The following is a 21,531-nucleotide window of genomic DNA, read 5'->3' on the forward strand; positions in this document are numbered from 1 at the left end:
CTCTGTCCCTAAAATACATTGGTTTTTTTATATAGTTATTCTTGTTCTATCATGCCAGTTTATGGCGCAAACGCAACGCATTGACAATCACTGACACTGAACTTAGCGCCATAGCAGCGCCAGCTATCATCGGGTTAAGCAATAACCCTGTTAGTGGATAAAGAACACCTGCCGCGACAGGCACACCCAGTGCATTATAAATAAAGGCAAAAAAGAGATTTTGATGGATGTTTTTTACCGTATGCACGGAGAGCTCATAGGCTTCCAAAAGCTTATTTAAATCGCCCGATAATAACGTCATACCAGCACTTTCAATCGCTACATCACTACCCGTTCCCATCGCAATACCAATATCTGCTGTTGCCAAAGCAATCGCATCATTAACGCCATCACCAACCATTGCGACCACATGTCCTTTTCGTTGTAGTTCGCGAATCACATTGCTTTTTTCATCCGGCAATACTTCAGCAATGACGTTCTGAACGCCTACGTGTTGCGCTACCGCTTTAGCTGTCATGGCATTATCACCGGTGAGCATGATAACTTGAATGCCCTTTTTTATTAAGGAGGCGACCGCATGTTGGCTCGACTCTTTAATAGGGTCGGCTACTGTAAAGACACCGGCTAATTGTTTATTGACCGTCAGATAAATCACAGTAGCTCCCTCTTTTTGTGCTGTTAATGCCGCATCAGGAATCTCATCATCAGGAACAGACAACCAATGGGCATTGCCAATGGCAATAATCGCATCATTGATTTTGGCTTGAGCGCCTTTACCTCTGACTGCAATAAAATCTGTAGCCTCTTCCAGAGTAATTTGGCGTTTTAGCGCTTCATCACGTAAGGCTTTAGCCAGTGGATGTTCGCTATGACGCTCAAGGGATGCCGCAAGACGCAGCAGTTCATTTTCTTGCCAATGCTTACTTGGGATAATTTGGGTTAACGCCGGATGGCCTTGAGTCAATGTTCCTGTTTTATCCACAACAAGTGTGTCGACTTTTCGTAATAGCTCTAAAGAAGCTGCGTTTTTAATTAAGATACCACGTCGTGCGCCTTCACCAATCCCCACCATGATTGACATAGGCGTTGCAAGCCCCAAAGCACAAGGGCAGGCAATAATCAGTACGGAAATAGCAGCAATTAGTCCATAACTTAAAGAAGGCTCAGGCCCTATTAAAAACCAGACGAGAAACGAAAGCCCTGCAATCCCTAAAACCAATGGCACAAACCAGGCTGACACAGCATCGGCTAACCGTTGAATAGGAGCTTGAGTGCGTTGCGCTTCGCTGACTTGGGTAATAATACGAGCAAGTAACGTATCTTTGCCCACCTGGGCGGCTTTTATAATGAAGCTTCCTTGTTGATTGAGGGTCCCACCAATGACGTGATTGCCTATTTCTTTTGCAACAGGCATAGGTTCACCGGTTAGCATGGACTCATCGACATCGCTTTGACCCTGAATCAACTCCCCATCAACCGGGATTTTTTCACCCGGACGCACTAGTAATCTGTCCCCTACGCGCACCTCATCAAGTGTAATATCCTCATCTTTGTCATGATCATTTAATCGGTGAGCGACTGTAGGATTTAAATGAAGCAACGCGCGAATAGCATCTCCTGTGCGCTCTCGCGCCTTCAACTCCAATACTTGACCTAAAAGCACCAAAGTCGTAATGACTGCTGCCGCTTCAAAATATACCGGAATCATCCCATTTTCTTGCAAATGAAGGGGAAACCATTGGGGGAAAATAACTACTACTAAACTATACCCCCAGGCAACTCCCGTACCTAAGGCAATTAGAGTAAACATATTCAGTCGTTGTGCTCGAAGCGATTGCCAACCTCGAACGAAGAATGGCCAGCCACAACCCCAAACCACTACTGTGGCCAGCATTGCTTGAAGCCATAAGGATAAGGACACTGGAATCGATGCGCTCAACCAGCGTTCACCCATCGCTAAGATAACAATGGGAATACTGGCGATAAAAGCCACAATGAAGCGCCAAAACATGTCCTGATATTCAGGATTTTTTTGCTCTGTTAAACTCACTTGTTCAGGTTCAAGCGCCATGCCGCAAATGGGACAAGTTCCGGGTTTGTCTTGACGAATTTGCGGATGCATTGGGCAGGTATACATTGTATTTTCTGTCGTTTTATCAACACGAGACACAGGAGGGTTTTTATGTTGATGAACACAACAACTGTGCTCCTCTTTGGTGTGCTGGGTTTTGTGATTATGTGGACTCATCATTCACCTCAATCGTATTTTTTAAGCAAGCCCATTATCTCATCCATTTTTTCCTGACGCGATTCCTGACTGCCATGGCAAGCAACCTCATTAAGACAATTTAAAACATGGCGCTCAAGCACGCCGAGCTCAATAGTTTTTACCGCATTACGAACAGCACGCAATTGCGACAAAATATCCACACAATAACGCTGCTCTTCAATCATCCGCTTAATACCTTCAAGTTGGCCTGTCACTCGATTTAGTCGGGACAACTCCTGATGATGCTCTGGATGTTTGGGCATAATTTTTCTCCTATATACCCCTATAGGTATATACCTGGATGGGGTATATGTCAAGTATACACAATGCTACTAAGGCTATTGAAAATAGAAGTTGTGTCAATCGACTCATGAATACCTTTTTATCCAATAATTTTGATTTGATTTCACTATCAATATGAAACTGAGCTTTAATTAATCTATTGTTTGTGATTTTTTCGTTTCCACTTTAATCTAGGAACTTTCCGTCGCACATTGTTATCAGGTTGGAATCCTTGCCGCTCCAGCTGATCATGTGCATCACCCTGCAATAGCACTTGACCTCCTCCGGTGAACTGAACCACATCGCATTTGGACAGGTTTCGCAGGCTGTTGTGATCTTGGGCTGGCGAGCCTTTTCTAAAGCAGAAAGAGTTGGGCTTTGTACTAGCTCTTCTATATCCATTGGTTGTTCCAGAAGCTTCATAGCCTCCTGGAGTTCTTCCTCGATGGTTTTGTCCGTTTGATCTTGATTGTTCATGAGATTTCTCCTGTTCAGAATTTAGTTTTTGACGTTGGTTTTCCAAATCCAAATCAGCAAACGTGATTGGCATTTGATATTGAATAACAATTTGCAAAATAATCTTTTTAAATAGTGGCGACCCGTTCACACAAATACAGTCACCATAGCGCTGCCTTGCCATTTCCAATGCTCTTTTAAGCGCAGGAATAGACCCGCCTTTAGAAATGATAATTTCTTTTCCATTGTCTCTAATAACACTGTTATCTTTTTTATAAATCTCAGTTCCTTCTTTAGTAACAGAGTCGATTTGTCCAAAATTTAAAGAAGGAAAAACTGAGTCTGTACCCGATATGGTGTAATCATGGTTATTTTTACGATTACGATAACGCATTGCCACTAAAGCATCCTGGTCGCCACCTTGCGCTTTCTGTTTCAGCCAATCAGCCCAGGTTTTGTTTTGGCGAGAGTCTATTAGACGGCTACGTTCCTTTTCGTAATTTTTCCTTATGTTATTAATATCATTAAGCAGCGTTTTGTTTATGTGCTGATATAAGTACTTTTTCTGTACTTTAGAAAGGTTCATTAATTTTAAAGCCGCTCGTTTAATTCGCCCTCGCTTTTTCGCCTTTTCAATAAGTTTGACTTTAGCCTCGCGTAACTGCTTGAGCTTTTCTGTAATAAAGGGTTTATTGTGTGATTTTTCATGCTGATATTCAGCATATAGATTGGAACCAAGTACTTTTTTATTTAATGGTTCATAACGATAAACATTAGGCGAGAGAACATTATCTTCAGAAAGAGATGATATAAATGAACCTAGCCTGGATTCGAGATTTTTTTTAGAAAATGCTCTGGAAATTGAACTTGCTTTTACGGTAAGTCCTTGGGCATTGCAAAATACAAAACCATTAGCTTTAACACGCATCATTAATCCATGTTCTGCCAAAACACTATGAATCTCCATCCAGCTATTAGCTGCTTCAATTTTTTCTTTACAGTGGAGTTTCATCCAATTAATCAGGCTCTCAATACCTGAATGGTGTTCCATATCGTCAGCAAGGTTTTCTGAACGGTTTTTACGAGTTTGATGATTAGTTATTTTAAGATCTAATTCAATTTCGAGCTTGAATGCAATCTCGGCAAAAGTCTTATATGCCCTGTAAGGTTCAATCATATTAAAGGTTTTGGGATGAATTTTATTAATCGCAATATGAATATGAAGATTGTCTGTGTCATGATGAACGACTGAGATTCTTTGGTGTTCTTTAAAGCCTATGGAAGACGTCACCCTTTCTTCTATTTTCCGTAAAGCTTGATCTGAGGGGTTTTCACCTGACGCGAAAGATATGAGCATATGGTAGGTTTTATCGCCCGTCGCTCTCTGGTTTTTAGCCTGTGTAGCCAATACCTCCTGAACAGCCCAAATGGGATCGATACTATTACAATTTGATAGTCTGACTTTGCCGACACGCTCCTGTTTGTTTTGTTCATTACAAAGGTACTTAACAAGACCTGAAAAACTACTAAGTCTTGTTTTTTTCATAGGAATATGGCGAATAATCATAATTTTTTCACCACTTCAAACATCGTATCCTGGGTGGTTTGAATACGATTTAACAATGTTCTTATTGTTTGGAGATCAAAGTGCGCAACACGTTTATCCTGAGTCAGCCATAGTTTTAACAATCCCCCAAGCCGCCCTAAGTCTCCATTAATTTTGGCTAGCTGCAGTACATAATCCTTATCAACACTACTTTGAATTTGATAACCGAGACTGATCCGTCTTAAGTACTCGGCAATTGAAAGGCCAGCAGTAGCTGCATTCGATTTAATTTGAATTTCTTCATCAGGAAGAACAGGAACACGAAGATGACGGCCATTTTTTCTGGTGGGTGTTTTGAGCTTATCGTCCATAAGGATGCTGACCTCTTAATTAAGTGGTTTGCAATCCTTTGGGTATTGATTTGACCTCAAAAAATAGGGTTTTCGTTGAGCACCGAAGGTGCGAATAAGGCTTGTGGAGTTTGGTAGCCAGCTTGCTGGTTAGCTAACTTCACCTATCTTGCCCTGCGTTTTAAGTTCATCTAATAGCATACTATCAGGTAATTTTATGTAATTTCAAGGCTCTTTGCTTTAAAACCAAATTAATTTCTAATAATTACTAATTATTACGATAAATTACATATTTGTACGCTTTTGATGATGTTTAATTACGCCAAAAGGAAAGAAAATAACTTAACTCATTGCACAGCAATAAAATAGTTTGTACTATCAGAAAGAGAACAATAATAAGTTGATGGTATGACATGGGAAACTCCCTCAGCGAACGAATCGCAGCAAAGCAAATGGTAAGAAAAGCCTCTGCTAAATCTGTAAATAAAGCCGCATTTCTTGCTTTAAAAAATGATATCGCTTCAGCGCTAGCTGACGGCTGGTCTATAAAGCTTGTCTGGGAAACCTTAGTTGAGGAAGGTAAAATCTCATTTTCATATAAAACTTTTTGTGGCTATGTAGCACGTTTGATTGCTGCAGAAAAAAAGCCATCTATTCAGGAGAACACCAAGGAAGATGAAAAGGCTAAAAGTAAGACAAAAACTGAAATTCGCGGTTTTACTTTTAATCCAAAACCTAACTTGGAGGAACTCTTGTAATGGCAAAAATACATATCACACTGCAGGGAAAAGGCGGTGTCGGCAAATCATTTATTTCAGCAACAACTGCACAATACAAACAACACAAAGGCCATACCCCGCTGTGTATTGACACCGACCCCATCAATTCAACCTTTCATGGCTTTAAAGCCCTCAACGTCGATCATATTCAAGTCATGAGCGGTGATGAAATCAACCCCCGTCTTTTTGATGCCCTCATCGAAAAAATTGCCTCAACAACTACTGATGTAGTCATCGACAACGGAGCCAGTTCGTTTGTGCCACTATCTCATTACCTCATTAGTAACCAAATTCCCGCATTGTTAAAGGAATTAGGTCATGAAATGGTGATTCATACTGTCATCACCGGTGGCCAAGCCTTATTCGATACTATTAATGGCTTCGCACAACTGATTGACCAGTTTGCAAATGAAGCACAATTTGTTGTCTGGCTTAATCCCTATTGGGGAGCCATAGAGCATGAAGGAAAAGCATTTGAACAGTTGAAAGCCTACCGAGATAATAAAGACAGAATATCAGCCTTAATTCAAATCCCCGATCTGAAAAAAGAAACCTACGGCAGAGATTTAACCGAAATGCTTCAACAAAAACTGACCTTCGATGAAGTACTGGGTACACAAGAGAAAAGCATTATGACTCGTCAACGCTTAAAAATCGTTCGCGATCAACTGTTTAATCAATTAGACAATGCTAAGGTGATCTAATGACTGATAAATGGGATGCAACTATTCAAGAGATCGCTTTTAGGCATGGGGTGGTTTTAAGCAAGGATGATCCAATTCTCATCCTGCAGACCATGAACCAAAGACTGATTGAGGAATCACGACAAGCACAAACGGTCATGTTGGCGCAGTTCAGAGAGGAAATGGAGTACATTTCCTCTCAATGGAGGGATGATGCTAAAGACAAAGCTGAGAAAATACTTAATGCTGCATTGTCTAGCAGTAAAGAGGCTATGGACAAAATACTGAAACAGGCCACCAGTGAATTTACTCACGTCATTAAAAATCTGATCTCTGATTCACTGACAGAAGCGCGGGGTTTGACTCAACAGACACGAAAATATAATCAATTTTGCTTGGCTAGTTCGATTATTGTTTGCTTATTATTTTTATTGTTTTTACTCAAATAGTGGTACATAAAATGAATGAACCGAATACCTCTAAACTTGCTGTTCTGATTGATGCAGATAATGCATCAGCATCTAATATTGAATACCTAATTAATGAAATTTCTCGATATGGTGAGATTATTGTAAATAGAATTTATGGTGATTTTACTCTCCCAAATAATTCTCAATGGAGAAAAGTTTTACAAAAATATTCCATCAAGCCTATTCAACAATTCAGAAACACGGTAGGGAAAAACGCCAGTGACAGCGCATTAATTATTGATGCGATGGATTTACTCTATACACAAAAATTAAATGGGTTTTGTATTGTTTCCAGCGACAGTGACTTTACAGGGCTTGCAACCCGTATTCGTGAGGAAGGGTTAAAAGTTTATGGCTTTGGTGAAGAAAAAACACCGGAGTCTTTTCGAAATTCTTGTAATAAATTTATATCCATTGAGCTGTTACAACCTAAAAAGATAAAAACAGTGAAAACTAAAAAGAATGCCGGAAACTCTGACACCACCAAAAAATCAGATGCATCAACTTTCCCAAAAGAATTTATCATAGAAGCGCTGGATAATTCATATGATGATTCAGGTTGGGCTTATATTTCTGTTTTTGGAAGCTATCTAGCGAAATTAAAACCAGATTTTGATTCAAGAAGATATGGTTATAAAAAATTAAGCGATTTAGTCAAGGGAAAAACAGATATATTTGATATTGATGAGCGAGTTAATCCTGCATCCAATACCAAAGAACTGTTTATAAGAGCAAAGGAGTAACATAATCAAGGCCTACGAGATTACAAATTTCAGGTTTGATGAGTTATTATACGAGGAATTATCAATATGGCACTTAATTTAAGAAAAAAAACGATAGACTTTCTCAAGTCAAACCAAGGACAAAAATTTACAGCTAAAGAAATTGCTGAGTGGATTTTTGCTAATTTTCCTGATGAGTGCAAGAAAAAACAACAATCCTCAAAAGCTACTGTAATTCCTTTAGATACAGATGAGGCCTTAATAAATCAACTCGTTAGAGAAATTACAGCAAAAAACACCGACTTTGAACTGGATAATATTAAGACTACAGCCGACCGTCCCAGGGAGTATTACTATACCGAATTATCTGATAGTGATGAAATAAGATTATCTGAAGAGAATGTTTACAATGCACCAGGCCAAATTAATCAAAGATTAAGAGAACATGGCTTGTATCCGATACTTTCAGACTTTTTATGGACTGAGTTAAAAATTTATAGCAAAAGAATAGATGAGAAAAAATCAAGTAATCGATATGGAAGAGGCGGAAACAAATGGCTGCACCCTGACATTGTTGGTCTTGAAGACTTGAGTCGGCATTGGAAACATGAGGTTAAAGAGTGCGTTCAACATTATTATGACAAAAAAACTAAGCTTTGGTCTTTTGAGGTGAAAGTTAATATTAATCTCTCAAATCTGAGAGAAGTATTTTTTCAAACAATAAGCAACTCCTCCTGGGCAAATTTTGCTTATTTAGTTGCAAATGTGCTAGATGATAAGGCAGCACATGAGCTAAGAATTTTATCTAGCCTACATGGTATAGGATTTATTAAACTCAATACCGAGAATCCAGCAGAGAGTCAAATCCAAATACCAGCAAGAGAAAAACCACAAGTTGATTGGGATAATGTGAATAGAATCCTAGAAGAAAACTCCGATTTTGAAGAATATATCAAATTTGTTCGACAATTTTATCAAACTGGTGAGATAAGAAAAAATGATTGGGATCAATGTAGATAGTGCTATGAAAAAAACATATAAGAGCTGGCTATTTCAGGCAAACCCACAACGTTTTGATATAAATCAATATCTGATTAACTGTTCCAAACACAATGATTATATTTATTTTCAAATTAACCAGCATAAACAAGATATAAAAATGGGTGACACCGCATTTATCTGGCGAACAAAGTCTGATTCAAAAAATCCACGAGGTATTATTGCATGTGGGCTAATAGAAGAAATAAATCCTAGAAATAAAATCACCTATCCAAAAGCACTAGAAGAGAATCTATGGAGTGATAAAAAAGATATCAATGAATCTGGTTTAGTTGCTGGGATCAAAATAGTACAAATATATTTAAATGCTGGCATGATTACTGACGAAATACTAAAAGATGAGCTATTTAATGGCTTTTCAAAAAATTGGCAACAAACAAATTTAAGTCTAAGTGTCGAACAAGCTAATTTAGTAATTAATCTTTTGAATTTCAACATTAATAATGATAATCAAAGTAACGAAATTGATATGGTATTTACTCGACCAGAGGGCCGTTTAATACAATCTATTCATCTTAGAAGAGAAAGAAATCCTCAATTAATAAATGAAGCAAAAAAACTATTTAAGAAAACCAATGGAGGGAAACTATTTTGTGAAATATGCAGATTTTCCTTCGAAGAGGTATATGGCTCGATTGGTGAAAACTTTATAGAGGCTCATCATATAATCCCCGTTTCCCAAATGAAAATAGATCACAAGACAAGTATATCAGAGCTTATGATGTTATGTTCTAACTGCCATAGAATGGCTCATCGTGAAAACGGCATGGAAACTTTACAAAACATCAAAAAATCCCTCGGTCATGAGAAAAATCAATAAAATAGTCTTGCATAAATTGTTTATTAAACCGCATTAAGTCTTCATTTCTATCACCAATTTGTTCTCTGCCTCTTGTGTCTTGCTATTTTGTAAATAGGTTTCATCGCAAAAGAATTCATAAATCTATCTATTGCCCCAGATTCTTCTTATTTTTATCAACTAAACTTAATAACAAGAATATTTAAACCAATACTGGTAGAGATAGGGATGGCAAAGCTACTCACTAAATCAAAGTTCAAAATGGCTTTAGAATGCCCAACTAAGCTCTGGTATTATGATCGACCTGATGAATATACAAATATACTGGATGAAGACTCTTTTCTAAAAGCATTGGCTGAAGGCGGCGCTCAAGTAGAAGCATTGGCAAGATGTTATTTTCCAGATGGCATATCAATTGAGAGCTCAAGTACAACGGAGGCACTAAACAAAACTCAAGAGTTAATTCAAAGGGATTCAATAACTGTATTTGAGGCCTCCTTTCAATATCAAAACTATTTTCTGCGTGCTGATATCCTGCAAAAAAGACCAGGGCATATCAAAATAATTGAAGTTAAAGCAAAATCAATTAGTAAAAAAGATGAATCTAAGATGGCAACTAAAAAATGGCAGCCATATATTGCTGATATCGCTTTTCAAAAATGGGTTCTGGAGCAACTCTACCCATCCTTCACCATAAGTAGTTATTTAATGCTTGTCGATAAAGATGCTATCTGTCCAACTGATGGTTTAAATCAAAAGTTCCTGGTTCAAAAAGATAACAATGGTAAAGCTATTGTCACATTAACTTCACCAATAACGGAAGAAGATTTATCGATAAAAATCCTAAAAGAAGTAAATGTTGACCATCATATCGAATTATTTTGGCAAGAAAAAAATTACGAAGAACAAACGGTAAAAGACCAGTTTCACAATTTCAGCAAAATATATTTTAGTGGACAGAAGTTCCCCCCTAAAGCAAAAAGCGAATGTGGTGATTGCCAGTTTAATACAAATGAATCAGACAAATTCCTATCTGGTTTTAAAGAATGTTGGCGTGAATCATTAGGGTACAAAGAAACAGATTTTAATGCCCCTACAATTCTCGATTTATGGGATTGCCGAGATAAACCGAAATACTTTCAACAAGGGCTAATCAAGCTAAAAGATATTAACGAAACAGAATTCAAAATAAACGAATCGGATAAGTCAGGTATTTCCAGAACAGAAAGGCAATGGCTGCAGATAGAAAAAATTAAAACTCAAGACAATAGTGTCTGGATTGATCAAGAAAACCTAAAGACTGAAATTGATTCATGGCGATATCCCCTTCACTTTATAGACTTTGAAACAGCTATGCTGCCAATTCCTTTTAATAAGGGTTCTCGTCCTTATCAAGGTATCGCCTTTCAATTCTCACATCATACACTCAATGAAAACGGTCAAGTTGCCCATGTTGGCCAGTATCTTAATTCTGAGCCTGGAGTTGATCCAAGCATAGACTTTGTGCGTTATCTAAAAATGGAATTAGAAAATGATGATGGAACAATATTTAGATATAGTAACCATGAAAACACCTATCTCAACTCTATTCTTGAACAACTAGAACAAATGATTGAACCTCCTAATGATAAAGATGATTTATGCTCCTTTATACGCTCCATCACAAAGTCACCATCTGATAGCAAGGTAAAATGGGAAGGACCGCGTTGCATGGTTGATATTTTGGAATTAGTTAAACGTTTTTATTATGATCCTCTAACCAATGGTTCTAATTCAATTAAACAAGTATTTCCTGCAATTTTAAATCGATCAGATTTTCTTCAAGAAAAATATAATCAACCAATTTATGGTGCCATAAATGGAATGCAAAGCCATAACTTTATAAACCAATGCTGGATAGTTAAAGAGAATAACCAAATAAAAGATCCTTACCATTTGTTACCGCCAATCAATAAAGATATTTCTGATGAAGATGCCTCCTTTCTATTTGATAATAAAGACTTAAAAGAAGGTGGTGCAGCAACTATAGCTTATGCAAAATTACAGTTTACCAATATGAGTGATTTTGAAAGAGAAGAACTTAGAAACGCTTTATTGAGATACTGCGAATTAGATACATTAGCCATGGTTATGATCATTGAGGCATGGCAACATATGCTTCAAACTTAAATACTTATTATTAAGCCTCATATTTGGGATTCGTATTTTTTATCAACAGTTTAATTCTACAGCCCATGTATCCTTTAAGTTGATTGGAGGACAGATGTTGTTTTTTTCATAAATAATTTCTCCAGTTTCGGGAAAAAAGGCCGCACTTTGCTGATGAAATCATAAGCCATGAAGAGTGCACCCAAAGCAAAAACCACATCGCCTGGCAACCGTAACCATTGCCATAACAAAGTAGTATTATAAAACTCAAGACTTCTGGCATGAGCAAAACCATTCTCATAAACGTCCATTAATTGAGACCATCCAATAGGGAAAAAATTAAGTACAATCCATAACAAAAGACCAAGGTTATAAAGCCAAAATGCCCAGGCGCCTAAACGATCGCTCCACGGTAGGCGCTCTCCTGCGGCATAACGCAAACAAAAATAAATAAGCCCAAGACCAAGTAAACCAAACGCGCCAAATAAAGCAGTATGGGCATGATTGAGCGTTAAAAAAGTACCGTGTTCATAATAGTTCACTAATGGTGCATTAAGCGTTCCTCCGCCAAATACTCCTGCACCAACAAAGTTCCAAAATGATGCGCCTAAAACATAGAGATAAGCCAAATTATAAGTGAAATCACCTTGACGTTTAATTAACTGTCGATGTTCAATCGCATCAATAATAAGAAGTACTAAAGGCAAAACCTCAAGAAAAGAAAACATCGAACCAAGCGGCACCCAGATATCAGGCGTACCTGTCCAGTACCAATGATGTCCTGTGCCAATCACCCCGCCTAAAAAAATAAGAATGGTTTCAAAAAACATGGTTCGCTCTGCAAGAACACGAGACACTAATCCGGTTCCCATTAAAAGATAAGCGGTTGAGCACGCTGCAAAAAACTCAAACGATTGCTCGACCCAAAGATGAACGACCCACCAACGCCAAAAATCAGTAATAGTAAATGATTTTTCAATACCGGTTAACGGTATCATGCCAAAGCAATACAATACTGCCACATTCGCGGTACTTGCCCAAAAAAGATGTTCCAATTGAATTCGACCAGTCCAAAACTGTATCGTTGCCTCTTTAACAGTTTTCCACTCAGGCCACATGCCTCGAAAAACAATAAAACTCCAGAGAAACAGTCCAAGACAAAACCCAATTTGCCATAAGCGACCAAGTTGCAAATAAGAAAGCCCTTGATTACCAATCCAAAACCAATATTGGTTGACATACCCCATAATCCCCAAATAATCACCAATTAGGGCGCCGCCAACAACAAACAGAGTGACCCAAAATAAAACACTAACTAAAAAGCCTTGGCCTTTCGCCTCCTTTTTACTAATTATGGGCGCCATAAACACTGCTGCGCTAATCCAAGACAGTGCAATCCAGACAATTGGTGTTTGTATGTGAACATCACGCAGGAAGTTAAAAGGTAAATAGTCATTAATCGCGATACCATAAAAACCTTCACGCTCAACATAGTAATGAGCCATAAGAGCGCCTACACCAATTTGAATAAGCAAAATGACTGCAACGACTAGGAAATACTGACCCACTTTGCGCTGGCTTGATGTAAGCGGTTTAAAACTCATGAATAGAGGTGTCCTGGGAGAGTCGTCAGGCACGCTCAGATAATGATGATAAATGTATAAAATAGCACCAAAGCCTAAGAACACAAAACAGAATGAGACCCAAGTCCAATAAAAGGTAGCTGGTGTTGGGCTATTTCCCATGCTGGGCTCATAAGGCCAGTTGTTGGTATAGGAACTGTTTTGTCCTGGTCGATGAGCAATGGTAGTCAATGAGGAGTAAATAAGAAATTCGGCCGTTTGCACCGCACTTTGCTCATCTAAGCTATAGGCTTTTGTCCAACCTTTTTTTGCATCATGATTCAATAATGTAGATGCAATTTCTTGTTTTAATTGTACTATTGAATCGGAAACTGATGTTGATAAAACACAGATGGGTGCACTTAAATCGGTGCTCTGTAATTCACGCTGCATCGTTTTTCGGGCTAAATATTGCTCCTCTTCCGCCAAATCAGCAAACGATTTTCCGTAACGTGCTTGTGCTATTTTTTCTTCAACAAGCCGCCCTAACCGCAGCAAATATTTTGCAGTGTAATCTTCGCCAAAATAAGAACCCATACCATACAGACTTCCATAATCCATCAAATCAGCACGTTGAAACCCTGCTTTGCCCGCAACAATATCTTCTTCAGTCATGACTGATCGACCAAATTGAGTTTGAAATTGCTGCGGTAAAGGTGGAGCAAGCTGGTAGGTTTTATAAGTACCCCATACCAGCACCACAAAACAAATCAGCGCTGTGAACAATAAAATCCACAGCGATTCCCGCTAAAATCACCTAACTCCCTAAATTATATAAATTTTATCCAATAGCGCTAAGCCATCTTAAATTTCATCCTAAATCCCCCACCGACAACGAGTATTATTGATCAAATTTCCATCATTTATTGTTATGAGACGATAAAAAGCCTCACCCGCCGATGATCGTTGAAAAAATGCGGTTGGTGTTACTGTTTTAAAGCAAAGACAGGCGTGTTCGTGTCGGGCGGTGCCCGGGTGTCCGGTTGCCCGATGAATATGAGCAGTTCTCGCCATGAATTCCAGCAGGCATACATTAAGAGTACGCGCACCTTTTCAAAAAGCGCGAAAAAGGCGCCAGTATGTTTTCTTGCCTGCTGATATTCCTTGCAACATAATTGCTGTACTTGGTCAATTAAAAAGGCCAGCATCATCAACATCGTCATAACAGAGCACAGATTGTTGTATCCATGGCCGTAATTGTGCTCAAAATTATATCCCTGGTTCTTTAGCGTATTGAACGTCTCGTTCTCAATGCGCCATCGGGAGCGGCCTGTTCGCATGATTTTGTAAATGTTTTCTTCTGTTATGGGTAGCTTTGTTACCCAACTGAAACGTTGTTCCTTGCCCGAAGCATTGGTTTCGCAGTACTCCAGCACATTCACCCGATAATGAAAGTTGGCCTCATTTAATGGGACATTCGTATGCCATTGGAATGTGTGGCGTTTGCCGTCTTCTTCCTGTTCGTATGTTTCCGGCGTGTGATTGGCTATCCAGTCAAATAAAAAGGCGTGGTCGCCTGGCTTGACACCAATAACATAGGACATTTTCAACGAGTCAAGTAAGGCAAGATGCGGATGGTTTGCCGCCAAGGCATCCTCTACTATCAGAATTTTCAAATGGGGATGCTCGCGCCGAAGATCTGACAACAAACGTTTCGCAGCATTACGCTCACAGTCGTTTTTTTTAAAACCATCCCCTTTGACTATCGGTTCAGGTGCTAACGGAATGACTTCCTTATGCTCCGGATGAACAATAACTGCGCCCAACATGTGGTGGTACCAGGAGGTCGTGCCATTGCGATGATGCTTTTCACAGCAGTTGTCGCAATGCACATTTTCAGATGAATATTGCCCAGTACCATCTATGGAAACAATATAATGACCGTCAATATAACGGTACTTCTCCAACGCTTTTCCGCGTTGCAACCATGCAAAAACCTGCTTGAAGCTCCGTCTCAACTGGCGCGGGTCAATCCGGTCAAGGCGCTCTCGAAGGCATGTATCACTTGGCGCATTGCTTACCCCGTACATTGTTCGCAGGTTGCGGCGAATCAACGGTTCCGCTTTTTTTTGCTTCTCAAATTGCAGCAGCGAGGGGAATTTAAAACCGAAAATAGCCAGACCTGACATAATACAATCTTCCCAGCTGTATTCAGAACGGGAGCAGTCTGGAAATTGTTCGCGCTTTAAACCATGACGGACAACCTTTAGCAAACCATCCGCAGACAAATGTTTTCGTACACCCATAACGTCCCTAAATCCTTTATATCAAAAAACAATTGCGGCATAGTTTACGAAACTTTTTGACAGAGTGCACCTGAAAAGCACACGGGGCGCGGGGTTTTTAACTTCTCGGGAATTGCTGTAAAATCCATTTTAAAACCAGCGCAACAGTGTCCCTTGTTGCCTGCGCATATTCCGTTATTGCTTTTTTATTTTGAGACATTGTTTCTCTCCATGAATCATCGTGTCACTTATCGAAGAATAATGCTCATAAAAATACATCACTTAAGATGGCCTGAGAAGGCACGCCAGCAAGAAAGATCTGTTTTTTCAACTTATCGGTAGTTTCTTTAGGACCGCAGACATAAACTCGTGTTTCTTTCGGGTGATTTAAATGCATTAATGTTCGTTTTTCTATAGAAGCTTCAGGAAATAGCCCCTGACTTTGAAGCACACAAGGGTCATAAACAAAAGATGGGAACAACATGGATAACATTTCCAGCTCTTCTTTATAGTAAATATCTTCATCAGAAAGACCTCCATGAACTAAAGTAATAGTGCCTTGATGATTTTGACTTAGCGCGCTTTTAATAATGGCAATAAGTGGAGCAAGTCCTGTGCCTGTTCCGGCCAGTAACATATTAAAAGCCAATTGCTCTGGGTTATAGTAAAAACAACGGCCAAAGGGACCTCTTAGTTTCACTTCAATATTTTTTGTTGCTTTGCTCACTAACCATTGCCCCATGTTCCCGCCTGGATAAATTTTAATGTGTAGTTCAATAAATCCTTCTTGTATAGGTATGTTGGCGATTGAATAACTACGTATCGTGCCTTCAGGATTAATTAGGCTAAGGTATTGACCAGGAACCCAATGTTCTAAATTATCCACTCTAAGTTTCACTTGCATTACATTGTAATTAAGTGATTTTATATCGATTAGTTTCGCGCTTACTTCGCATTCAGCACTTTCAGGAGTTGAGACTTCAAGCGCTGCCTCGGGCTTTGCAAGACAAGATAGAAAATAACCTTGCGCTTTAAGCGTTTCAGGCAATCCTTCTTGCCAGACAGGGTTAACAACCCCGTCTTTGATTTTAATTAAGCAAGATTGGCAGACACCCACCTGACACGAGTTAGGATAATCAACCTCATGACGTAGCAGGCACTGCAATACGCTTTCCTGAGGATCCATGGTATACAATTGATTTTTAAATGATACGGTACTCATGTACGCCCCAATACGTCATTTCGAACGCTATTGGCAATTGCGGCAACTTGATTAATATCCCCTGCTGTTGCTCCCAACTCCGCAAGTGTTGCGCCGAGATGCTCAATAACAATGTCCACATGCGTATCATTTAACCCACGTTTCAGTAAATGGGCATGTCCTTCGCGCATATTTTTTCCGTTGTACTTATTAGGCCCACCAAATACCATGGTTAAAAATCCTTTTTGCTTTAGGATTTGTTGCTCCATATCAACATCATCAAAAAAATGACTTACTCGTTCATCCGTTAACATTTTACGATAAAAAATATCAACCGCAGCATTTACCGCGTTTTGACCGCCCAGCCGCTCAAATAATGACTCTGACATAATGCCCCCTTAAAGATGTATTTGCAATATATCTTATAAAAAGAAATAATCACAGTCAACAACCAATTAGGAATTAATAATGCAACTTACACAATTTACCGATTATTCATTACGCGCCTTGATTTACATCACGCTTAGAAAGGAATCCTGTACCATTAAAGACATAACTGAAGCCTATGGCATATCAAACAATCATATGGTTAAAATCATTCATAATTTAGCCATACTTGGATTGATTAAAACGATTCGAGGTAAAAATGGCGGCATCGTCATGGCATCGCAACCTGAAACCATTAATTTAGGTCGAATAATAACTCAATTGGAGCCTCATTTTGATTTAGTACCTTGCTTTAATAAGGAAAAGGCCAATTGTTGTATTGCTCCTGTATGCAAGTTAAAAGGGGTGTTGCATGAGGCTCAAGCTGCTTTTATGGAGGTTTTGGATCGTTATACTTTAGCTGATGTTTTGCATAACAAAAGTGATCTGTCTGTTCTATTGAACATCAACCCATTAGAGAAGTAATTTTTTATCAGGTTTTTGGGGCCAGGAATACAAAACCGCTTGCAGAATGAGTGCATGATTATGTTTTAGGTCTTTTGCAGCATAAAACAAAGTAATAGAAGTGCGCTCTGCTTGTTCCAAAATGTGTTTTATTAAATCGTCTTTATGATTTAATTCTTCAATGTAACATTCAACAAATTCGCTCCAGCGCTCATCACTATTTTCATGAAACCACTGCCTTAAAGTAGCACTCGGAGTGATGTCTTTTAGCCAAAAATCAAAAGCAAGTGCTTCTTTTTTAATACCTCGGGGCCAAAGCCTATCGATCAAAATCCAGACCCCCTCTTTAATTTTTGGAGGAGTGTAAACACGACAAATGTGGATCTTGTTTCGATAAGTAGTGTTCATCACCCTCCTTGCTTAGGCCATGCATCATCCGATTTTTTGTGCAAGCAAAATACCAAACAAACCAGAAATTTGTCTTCCTAATGAATCTTGTTTATGCAAATGACCTACTGATTCTTTATATTCAAGTATAGACCACCCATTATCTTGGTATCGATGATAAATCTCCTCTTTTTGTGGTAGATACGTGAAAAAATCTGGTAATGGATAAAGCTCTGATTGGATAGGAAAGACTAAAAAATGATATCCACTTGTTTTAGTCAGCTCTTGAAGTTCAGTGAGCAGGTCTGGAATACGCATTGGGTTTAAAAATTGCAACGTCACTGTTGAGAACACAAAATCAAAACGTTCTGCGTCAAGACTTAAAGGTTGATTTAAATCATGTAATTGGGCAACCACCTCAGGCAGAGCTTCTTTTTGAGCAATATCCTGAATCGTATCTACTGCCGATTGACTGAAATCAAGTCCTTTTACACGATGCCCCATTTTTGCTAAATACAGTAAATTTCTACCCGAACCGCAGCCTACATCGAGGATGGATGCGTTTTGCAAATGATACAAATAAGTCTGGTAGACATACATCAAATCACTATGTACTGGACTTAAACCGTGTTTTTTATTGAAGTAACGCTGGGGTATGCAATAAAACTCAAGGGTTGCTTTAAATGATTCACTGACGGGAATAATTTTATGCCACGCAGCAGGAGGAATCATTATTTGGGAATGCTCTTCATTAATACTATCACGTGACAGTTCTTTTCCCTGACCGTTTAAAAATACAAAATCAATAGCTCCCTCATGCAGAAAAAGCTTACCCCAGGTTCCTTCTTTAGTGCTGTGTTTTTCCAGGAAAAATTTCAGTTTTCCATGGCTATCAATCTCGGTTTTTTTGTAGCACAGTAACTTATTAGGTTCCAATCTCATAAAGTATCCTTATTCTGTTATCTAAGACTCTTTGATTCCTTGTTATTTGCACTATCGGTAGATTCCAATTCTAATTGGGTCAATAAGGTACGCTCGTTTGCCAGCTTGTCCGCTAATTGATGATTTACATCCCGATGATCTACCTCATCGTCACGCACGACCAAAAGCACATCACGTAATCGTGCATCTGAGGTGAGCCCCCAATACTGTTTAGCAATATCAGGAGCTGGGACATTTTCAATGCGGCCATCATCTAACTCCTGTAAATAATGGGTGTAGCTGACAACGGCTTCTTCCTCAAGATAACCGACAAAACGATGCGCTGTTTTTGAAGACAAAACATACATCAACAGGTACAACACCACAAAAATAGCTTGCGCGGTAAAAATAATAACGCGTTCAAACCAATTAGGTTTGGCAATGTACATAAACGTAATCAAATGCATTCGTTCATTATCTGCTTCATCCAATAAAATTTTAATCCAACCCTCATCGTTTTTAATCTTTCTTAAGCAGCGTAAATGCAGTAAAGCAGCACCCACCATGCCAGGCACGGCAGCTACTGTTTCCAATACAATGGCCCTATTGCCATAGCGTTTCTGAAAAAAAGTATCTGCAAAAAAGCGGAAAAATTTCACTAAGCCAAAGGCAATTTTATCACTGATGGTTTTGGCGGGTTTATGAGTTACTGGCATGATATATTCCTTTGCAGTACGTAATATAGAATATATTATATTAAAGATGTATTTTAAATACAACTTTAATATCTTGATTCAAAGTCTATGATTAAGATCATAGAGGCCTGACACACCATATACTTCAAACTTATTTACTCAATCATGTATGTTGCGTAAATAAATCTGCATAATTATCACTGCAGTTATCTTAGGTGACATTTATCCGTAAAAATAAGATTTTACTTTGCCAAAGAAAATGGCGTTTGAATCAAATTTCTGATCACAGCAATAACTTCTGTTAATGATTTCTGCTCTAATTCATTCTTTCTCAAAAAAGCTCTCCACATTGATTCTCTAGTTGGGTCATTGGCAAACTCATCGGTTAGGCCAATAGGCAGTGCTTCAGGAAGAGTCATACCTCGACGAGTAAACGTAACATGTATGGCTTTAGCCAAGACTTGATTATCCAACTGCTCATTATTTAATAATACATAAAGATCCAAATAGTCTTTTAATCGACTATTTGCCATGCCCAATAATGCAATCGCGTGGAGCTTTTCTGCAATTACCGTATAAATTGGATAAGTACGGATTTTAGGAGCGGGAAGATCGCTAAGAAGCACAGGATAATGAGCATCTACTGGTTCGGGGGTAACTGCATCACCATAACCAATATCAATTTGTATTTTAATCTTTGCTTTGGCCAATTCCCCAAATAACTCAACTCTTGCTCCAGTATAACCTCCATCTTTTTTGATAGTGTCAACCGTCACTAATTCAGACAGAAAACTTATTCCATCATCTGCAGAGATTCTGCAAATTGTACTGAACGTTTGTTTAATATAAGCTAGATCATTATCACCAAACCCCAATAAATCAATATCTTTAGTTGGGCGATGAGGCATGTCATACCATAGGTTAAATAGTAAGGCACCTTTCAACAAAAACTGTTTAGAATATTCTGATTCTCCAATTCGATATAACAAACGCTCTAGACCATAACGAGTCAATACCGCATTAAAATCAGTACCTTCTTTAACAGCTATATTTTTCAAACGTGAGCGTACAGACTCACCAATATTTTTTGTCATTGAATTGCCTCAATATAAGGACGCATTACGTTTGCAACGCGACAAATTTTTGCATAATGCCATAGTTCATCAACTGTGACTTTATTTTTTGTATAAGCCTCTTTGAGCGCTTCAATAGCCACATCAAGGCCAATTTTATTGCGATGTTTGAAACAATCTGCAATTGTCTTGGCACGGTTATACACCCTTAGTTTAATATTATCTGACTCTATAATTTCAATTCCTTCACTAAAGGCTTCATCGGAATATTGCACCATTTTTAGCGGAGGATAATCCATTTTTGGCGCATGACTGCCTTTTGGCATAGCTATCCATACTTTTCGAGGTAGCTGTGTTGTTAGATCATGAATCTGCAAAGCAGATAGCAGGCAAAATACTGCTTGAGGTACCCGGCTTGCTATAATAATCAGGCTTTCCTTTTCTGAAAACTCAGTCTCGGGCAAGCAATAGAGCCCGGTAGCGAGTTTTTCAAGTTTGTTTTCGCTAACAAGCCTTGAAACGGTCGCTCTAGTGATCCCCTCCTTGGTTAGATCGGACATTCTAACAACACCCGTCTTGCTAGCCATCTGGAGTACTTTTTGTTTATTGTTGACCTCTGTCTTCATATTTAAATTATGATACATAATTTCGTTAATTACAAATAAATAACGAAAATTTGTATCAAATGACCTACATTTTATCTTATTCATTATTACGTCTCAAATAGTCATTTTTATGAAAATCAAAATGGCTTTTCCAGTAAAATGCTAATAAAGTTGCTAAAATATCCTTGCGTGAGATTTGCGTGTTTGAGTACGACACTGTTATACTCTGTACGACATTTGTAGTGGTTTCTCGCGACAGATTATTTCTTTAAAATCAACGAGTTAATTTTAAGGCTGAGGGCTCATAATCCGTTGGTCCTAGGTTCAAGTCCTAGTGGGCCCACCAAT

General features: G+C 38.6%; 20 protein-coding genes and 1 pseudogene. 8 read left to right on the top strand and 13 right to left on the bottom strand.

What is annotated here, in order from left to right; all coding sequences use genetic code 11:
* Positions 1–49 precede the first annotated feature (49 nt).
* The 4 genes from E1O89_RS13920 to traJ all read right to left on the bottom strand — a co-directional run bounded on the left by E1O89_RS13920 (position 50) and on the right by traJ (position 4,924).
* Complete coding sequence (locus E1O89_RS13920; protein WP_133140701.1) at positions 50–2,248, bottom strand: copper-transporting P-type ATPase; 2,199 nt, start codon at positions 2,246–2,248, stop codon at positions 50–52.
* An 8-nt stretch (positions 2,249–2,256) separates the two neighbouring features.
* Entirely contained in the window at positions 2,257–2,532 is a 276-nt protein-coding gene (locus E1O89_RS13925; RefSeq protein ID WP_133140681.1) for a metal-sensitive transcriptional regulator, read from the bottom strand.
* Positions 2,533–2,708: 176 nt separating this feature from the next.
* The gene (gene traI / locus E1O89_RS13930; protein ID WP_133140682.1) at positions 2,709–4,574 is read right to left on the bottom strand and encodes a TraI/MobA(P) family conjugative relaxase; all 1,866 of its coding nucleotides are present in this window, start codon (positions 4,572–4,574) and stop codon (positions 2,709–2,711) included.
* Entirely contained in the window at positions 4,571–4,924 is a 354-nt protein-coding gene (gene traJ, locus E1O89_RS13935) for a conjugal transfer transcriptional regulator TraJ (RefSeq protein ID WP_133140683.1), read from the bottom strand. The genes traI and traJ overlap by 4 nt, the downstream gene beginning before the upstream one ends.
* A gap of 392 nt (positions 4,925–5,316) precedes the next feature.
* Here traJ and E1O89_RS13940 point away from each other — a divergent pair, with 392 nt between their 5' ends.
* From E1O89_RS13940 to E1O89_RS13970, 7 genes are all read left to right on the top strand, one after another.
* Positions 5,317–5,661, top strand: coding sequence for a TraK family protein (locus E1O89_RS13940; RefSeq protein ID WP_058517933.1), 345 nt, complete (start codon positions 5,317–5,319; stop codon positions 5,659–5,661).
* Complete coding sequence (locus tag E1O89_RS13945; RefSeq protein WP_133140684.1) at positions 5,661–6,386, top strand: ArsA-related P-loop ATPase; 726 nt, start codon at positions 5,661–5,663, stop codon at positions 6,384–6,386. The genes E1O89_RS13940 and E1O89_RS13945 overlap by 1 nt, the downstream gene beginning before the upstream one ends.
* A complete protein-coding gene (locus E1O89_RS13950; RefSeq protein ID WP_133140685.1) occupies positions 6,386–6,814 on the top strand; it encodes a conjugal transfer protein TraM in 429 nt (142 codons plus the stop codon). Before E1O89_RS13945 ends, E1O89_RS13950 begins: the two co-directional genes overlap by 1 nt.
* An 11-nt stretch (positions 6,815–6,825) precedes the next feature.
* Positions 6,826–7,578: an NYN domain-containing protein gene (locus E1O89_RS13955; protein ID WP_133140686.1), complete on the top strand. Its 753-nt coding sequence runs from the start codon at positions 6,826–6,828 to the stop codon at positions 7,576–7,578.
* 66 nt (positions 7,579–7,644) lie between these two features.
* The gene (locus tag E1O89_RS13960; RefSeq protein ID WP_133140687.1) at positions 7,645–8,577 is read left to right on the top strand and encodes a COG2958 family protein; all 933 of its coding nucleotides are present in this window, start codon (positions 7,645–7,647) and stop codon (positions 8,575–8,577) included.
* Between the two features lie 4 nt (positions 8,578–8,581).
* Positions 8,582–9,436 carry an HNH endonuclease gene (locus tag E1O89_RS13965; RefSeq protein ID WP_165483170.1) on the top strand — a complete coding sequence of 285 codons (855 nt, stop codon included), beginning with the start codon at positions 8,582–8,584 and terminating at the stop codon, positions 9,434–9,436.
* 207 nt (positions 9,437–9,643) lie between these two features.
* On the top strand, positions 9,644–11,584 hold the full coding sequence (locus E1O89_RS13970) for a DUF2779 domain-containing protein (protein ID WP_133140689.1): 1,941 nt from the start codon (positions 9,644–9,646) through the stop codon (positions 11,582–11,584).
* Between the two features lie 74 nt (positions 11,585–11,658).
* Here E1O89_RS13970 and E1O89_RS13975 read toward each other — a convergent pair.
* The 4 genes and pseudogenes from E1O89_RS13975 to E1O89_RS13990 all read right to left on the bottom strand — a co-directional run.
* Positions 11,659–13,920 (bottom strand): annotated as a pseudogene (locus tag E1O89_RS13975) (nitric-oxide reductase large subunit); the annotation flags it as partial.
* Positions 13,921–14,111: 191 nt separating this feature from the next.
* Positions 14,112–15,431 (bottom strand): transposase, encoded by a 1,320-nt coding sequence (locus E1O89_RS13980; protein WP_133140691.1) that lies wholly within the window; start codon positions 15,429–15,431, stop codon positions 14,112–14,114.
* A 244-nt stretch (positions 15,432–15,675) separates the two neighbouring features.
* The gene (locus E1O89_RS13985; protein WP_133140692.1) at positions 15,676–16,632 is read right to left on the bottom strand and encodes an FAD-binding oxidoreductase; all 957 of its coding nucleotides are present in this window, start codon (positions 16,630–16,632) and stop codon (positions 15,676–15,678) included.
* The gene (locus tag E1O89_RS13990) at positions 16,629–17,000 is read right to left on the bottom strand and encodes a group I truncated hemoglobin (protein ID WP_133140693.1); all 372 of its coding nucleotides are present in this window, start codon (positions 16,998–17,000) and stop codon (positions 16,629–16,631) included. Before E1O89_RS13990 ends, E1O89_RS13985 begins: the two co-directional genes overlap by 4 nt.
* A 79-nt stretch (positions 17,001–17,079) precedes the next feature.
* Between E1O89_RS13990 and E1O89_RS13995 the strand changes: the two genes are divergently transcribed.
* Positions 17,080–17,523, top strand: a complete 444-nt coding sequence (locus E1O89_RS13995) for an Rrf2 family transcriptional regulator (protein WP_133140694.1) — start codon at positions 17,080–17,082, stop codon at positions 17,521–17,523.
* Here the strand turns inward: E1O89_RS13995 and E1O89_RS14000 are convergent.
* The 5 genes from E1O89_RS14000 to E1O89_RS14020 all read right to left on the bottom strand — a co-directional run bounded on the left by E1O89_RS14000 (position 17,512) and on the right by E1O89_RS14020 (position 21,288).
* Positions 17,512–17,910, bottom strand: coding sequence for a DUF488 domain-containing protein (locus tag E1O89_RS14000; RefSeq protein WP_133140695.1), 399 nt, complete (start codon positions 17,908–17,910; stop codon positions 17,512–17,514). The two genes, E1O89_RS13995 and E1O89_RS14000, sit on opposite strands and share 12 nt — an antisense overlap.
* Positions 17,911–17,934: 24 nt before the next feature.
* The gene (tehB, locus tag E1O89_RS14005; protein ID WP_133140696.1) at positions 17,935–18,831 is read right to left on the bottom strand and encodes an SAM-dependent methyltransferase TehB; all 897 of its coding nucleotides are present in this window, start codon (positions 18,829–18,831) and stop codon (positions 17,935–17,937) included.
* Between the two features lie 17 nt (positions 18,832–18,848).
* Complete coding sequence (locus E1O89_RS14010) at positions 18,849–19,526, bottom strand: alternative oxidase (protein WP_133140697.1); 678 nt, start codon at positions 19,524–19,526, stop codon at positions 18,849–18,851.
* 221 nt (positions 19,527–19,747) lie between these two features.
* Positions 19,748–20,599 carry a nucleotidyl transferase AbiEii/AbiGii toxin family protein gene (locus E1O89_RS14015; RefSeq protein ID WP_133140698.1) on the bottom strand — a complete coding sequence of 284 codons (852 nt, stop codon included), beginning with the start codon at positions 20,597–20,599 and terminating at the stop codon, positions 19,748–19,750.
* On the bottom strand, positions 20,596–21,288 hold the full coding sequence (locus E1O89_RS14020) for an AbiEi antitoxin N-terminal domain-containing protein (protein WP_262337532.1): 693 nt from the start codon (positions 21,286–21,288) through the stop codon (positions 20,596–20,598). The genes E1O89_RS14015 and E1O89_RS14020 overlap by 4 nt, the downstream gene beginning before the upstream one ends.
* Positions 21,289–21,531: the final 243 nt, after the last annotated feature.

The organism is Legionella genomosp. 1, assembly GCF_900640215.1.
GTDB classification, from domain to species: Bacteria; Pseudomonadota; Gammaproteobacteria; order Legionellales; family Legionellaceae; genus Legionella_C; species Legionella_C quinlivanii_A.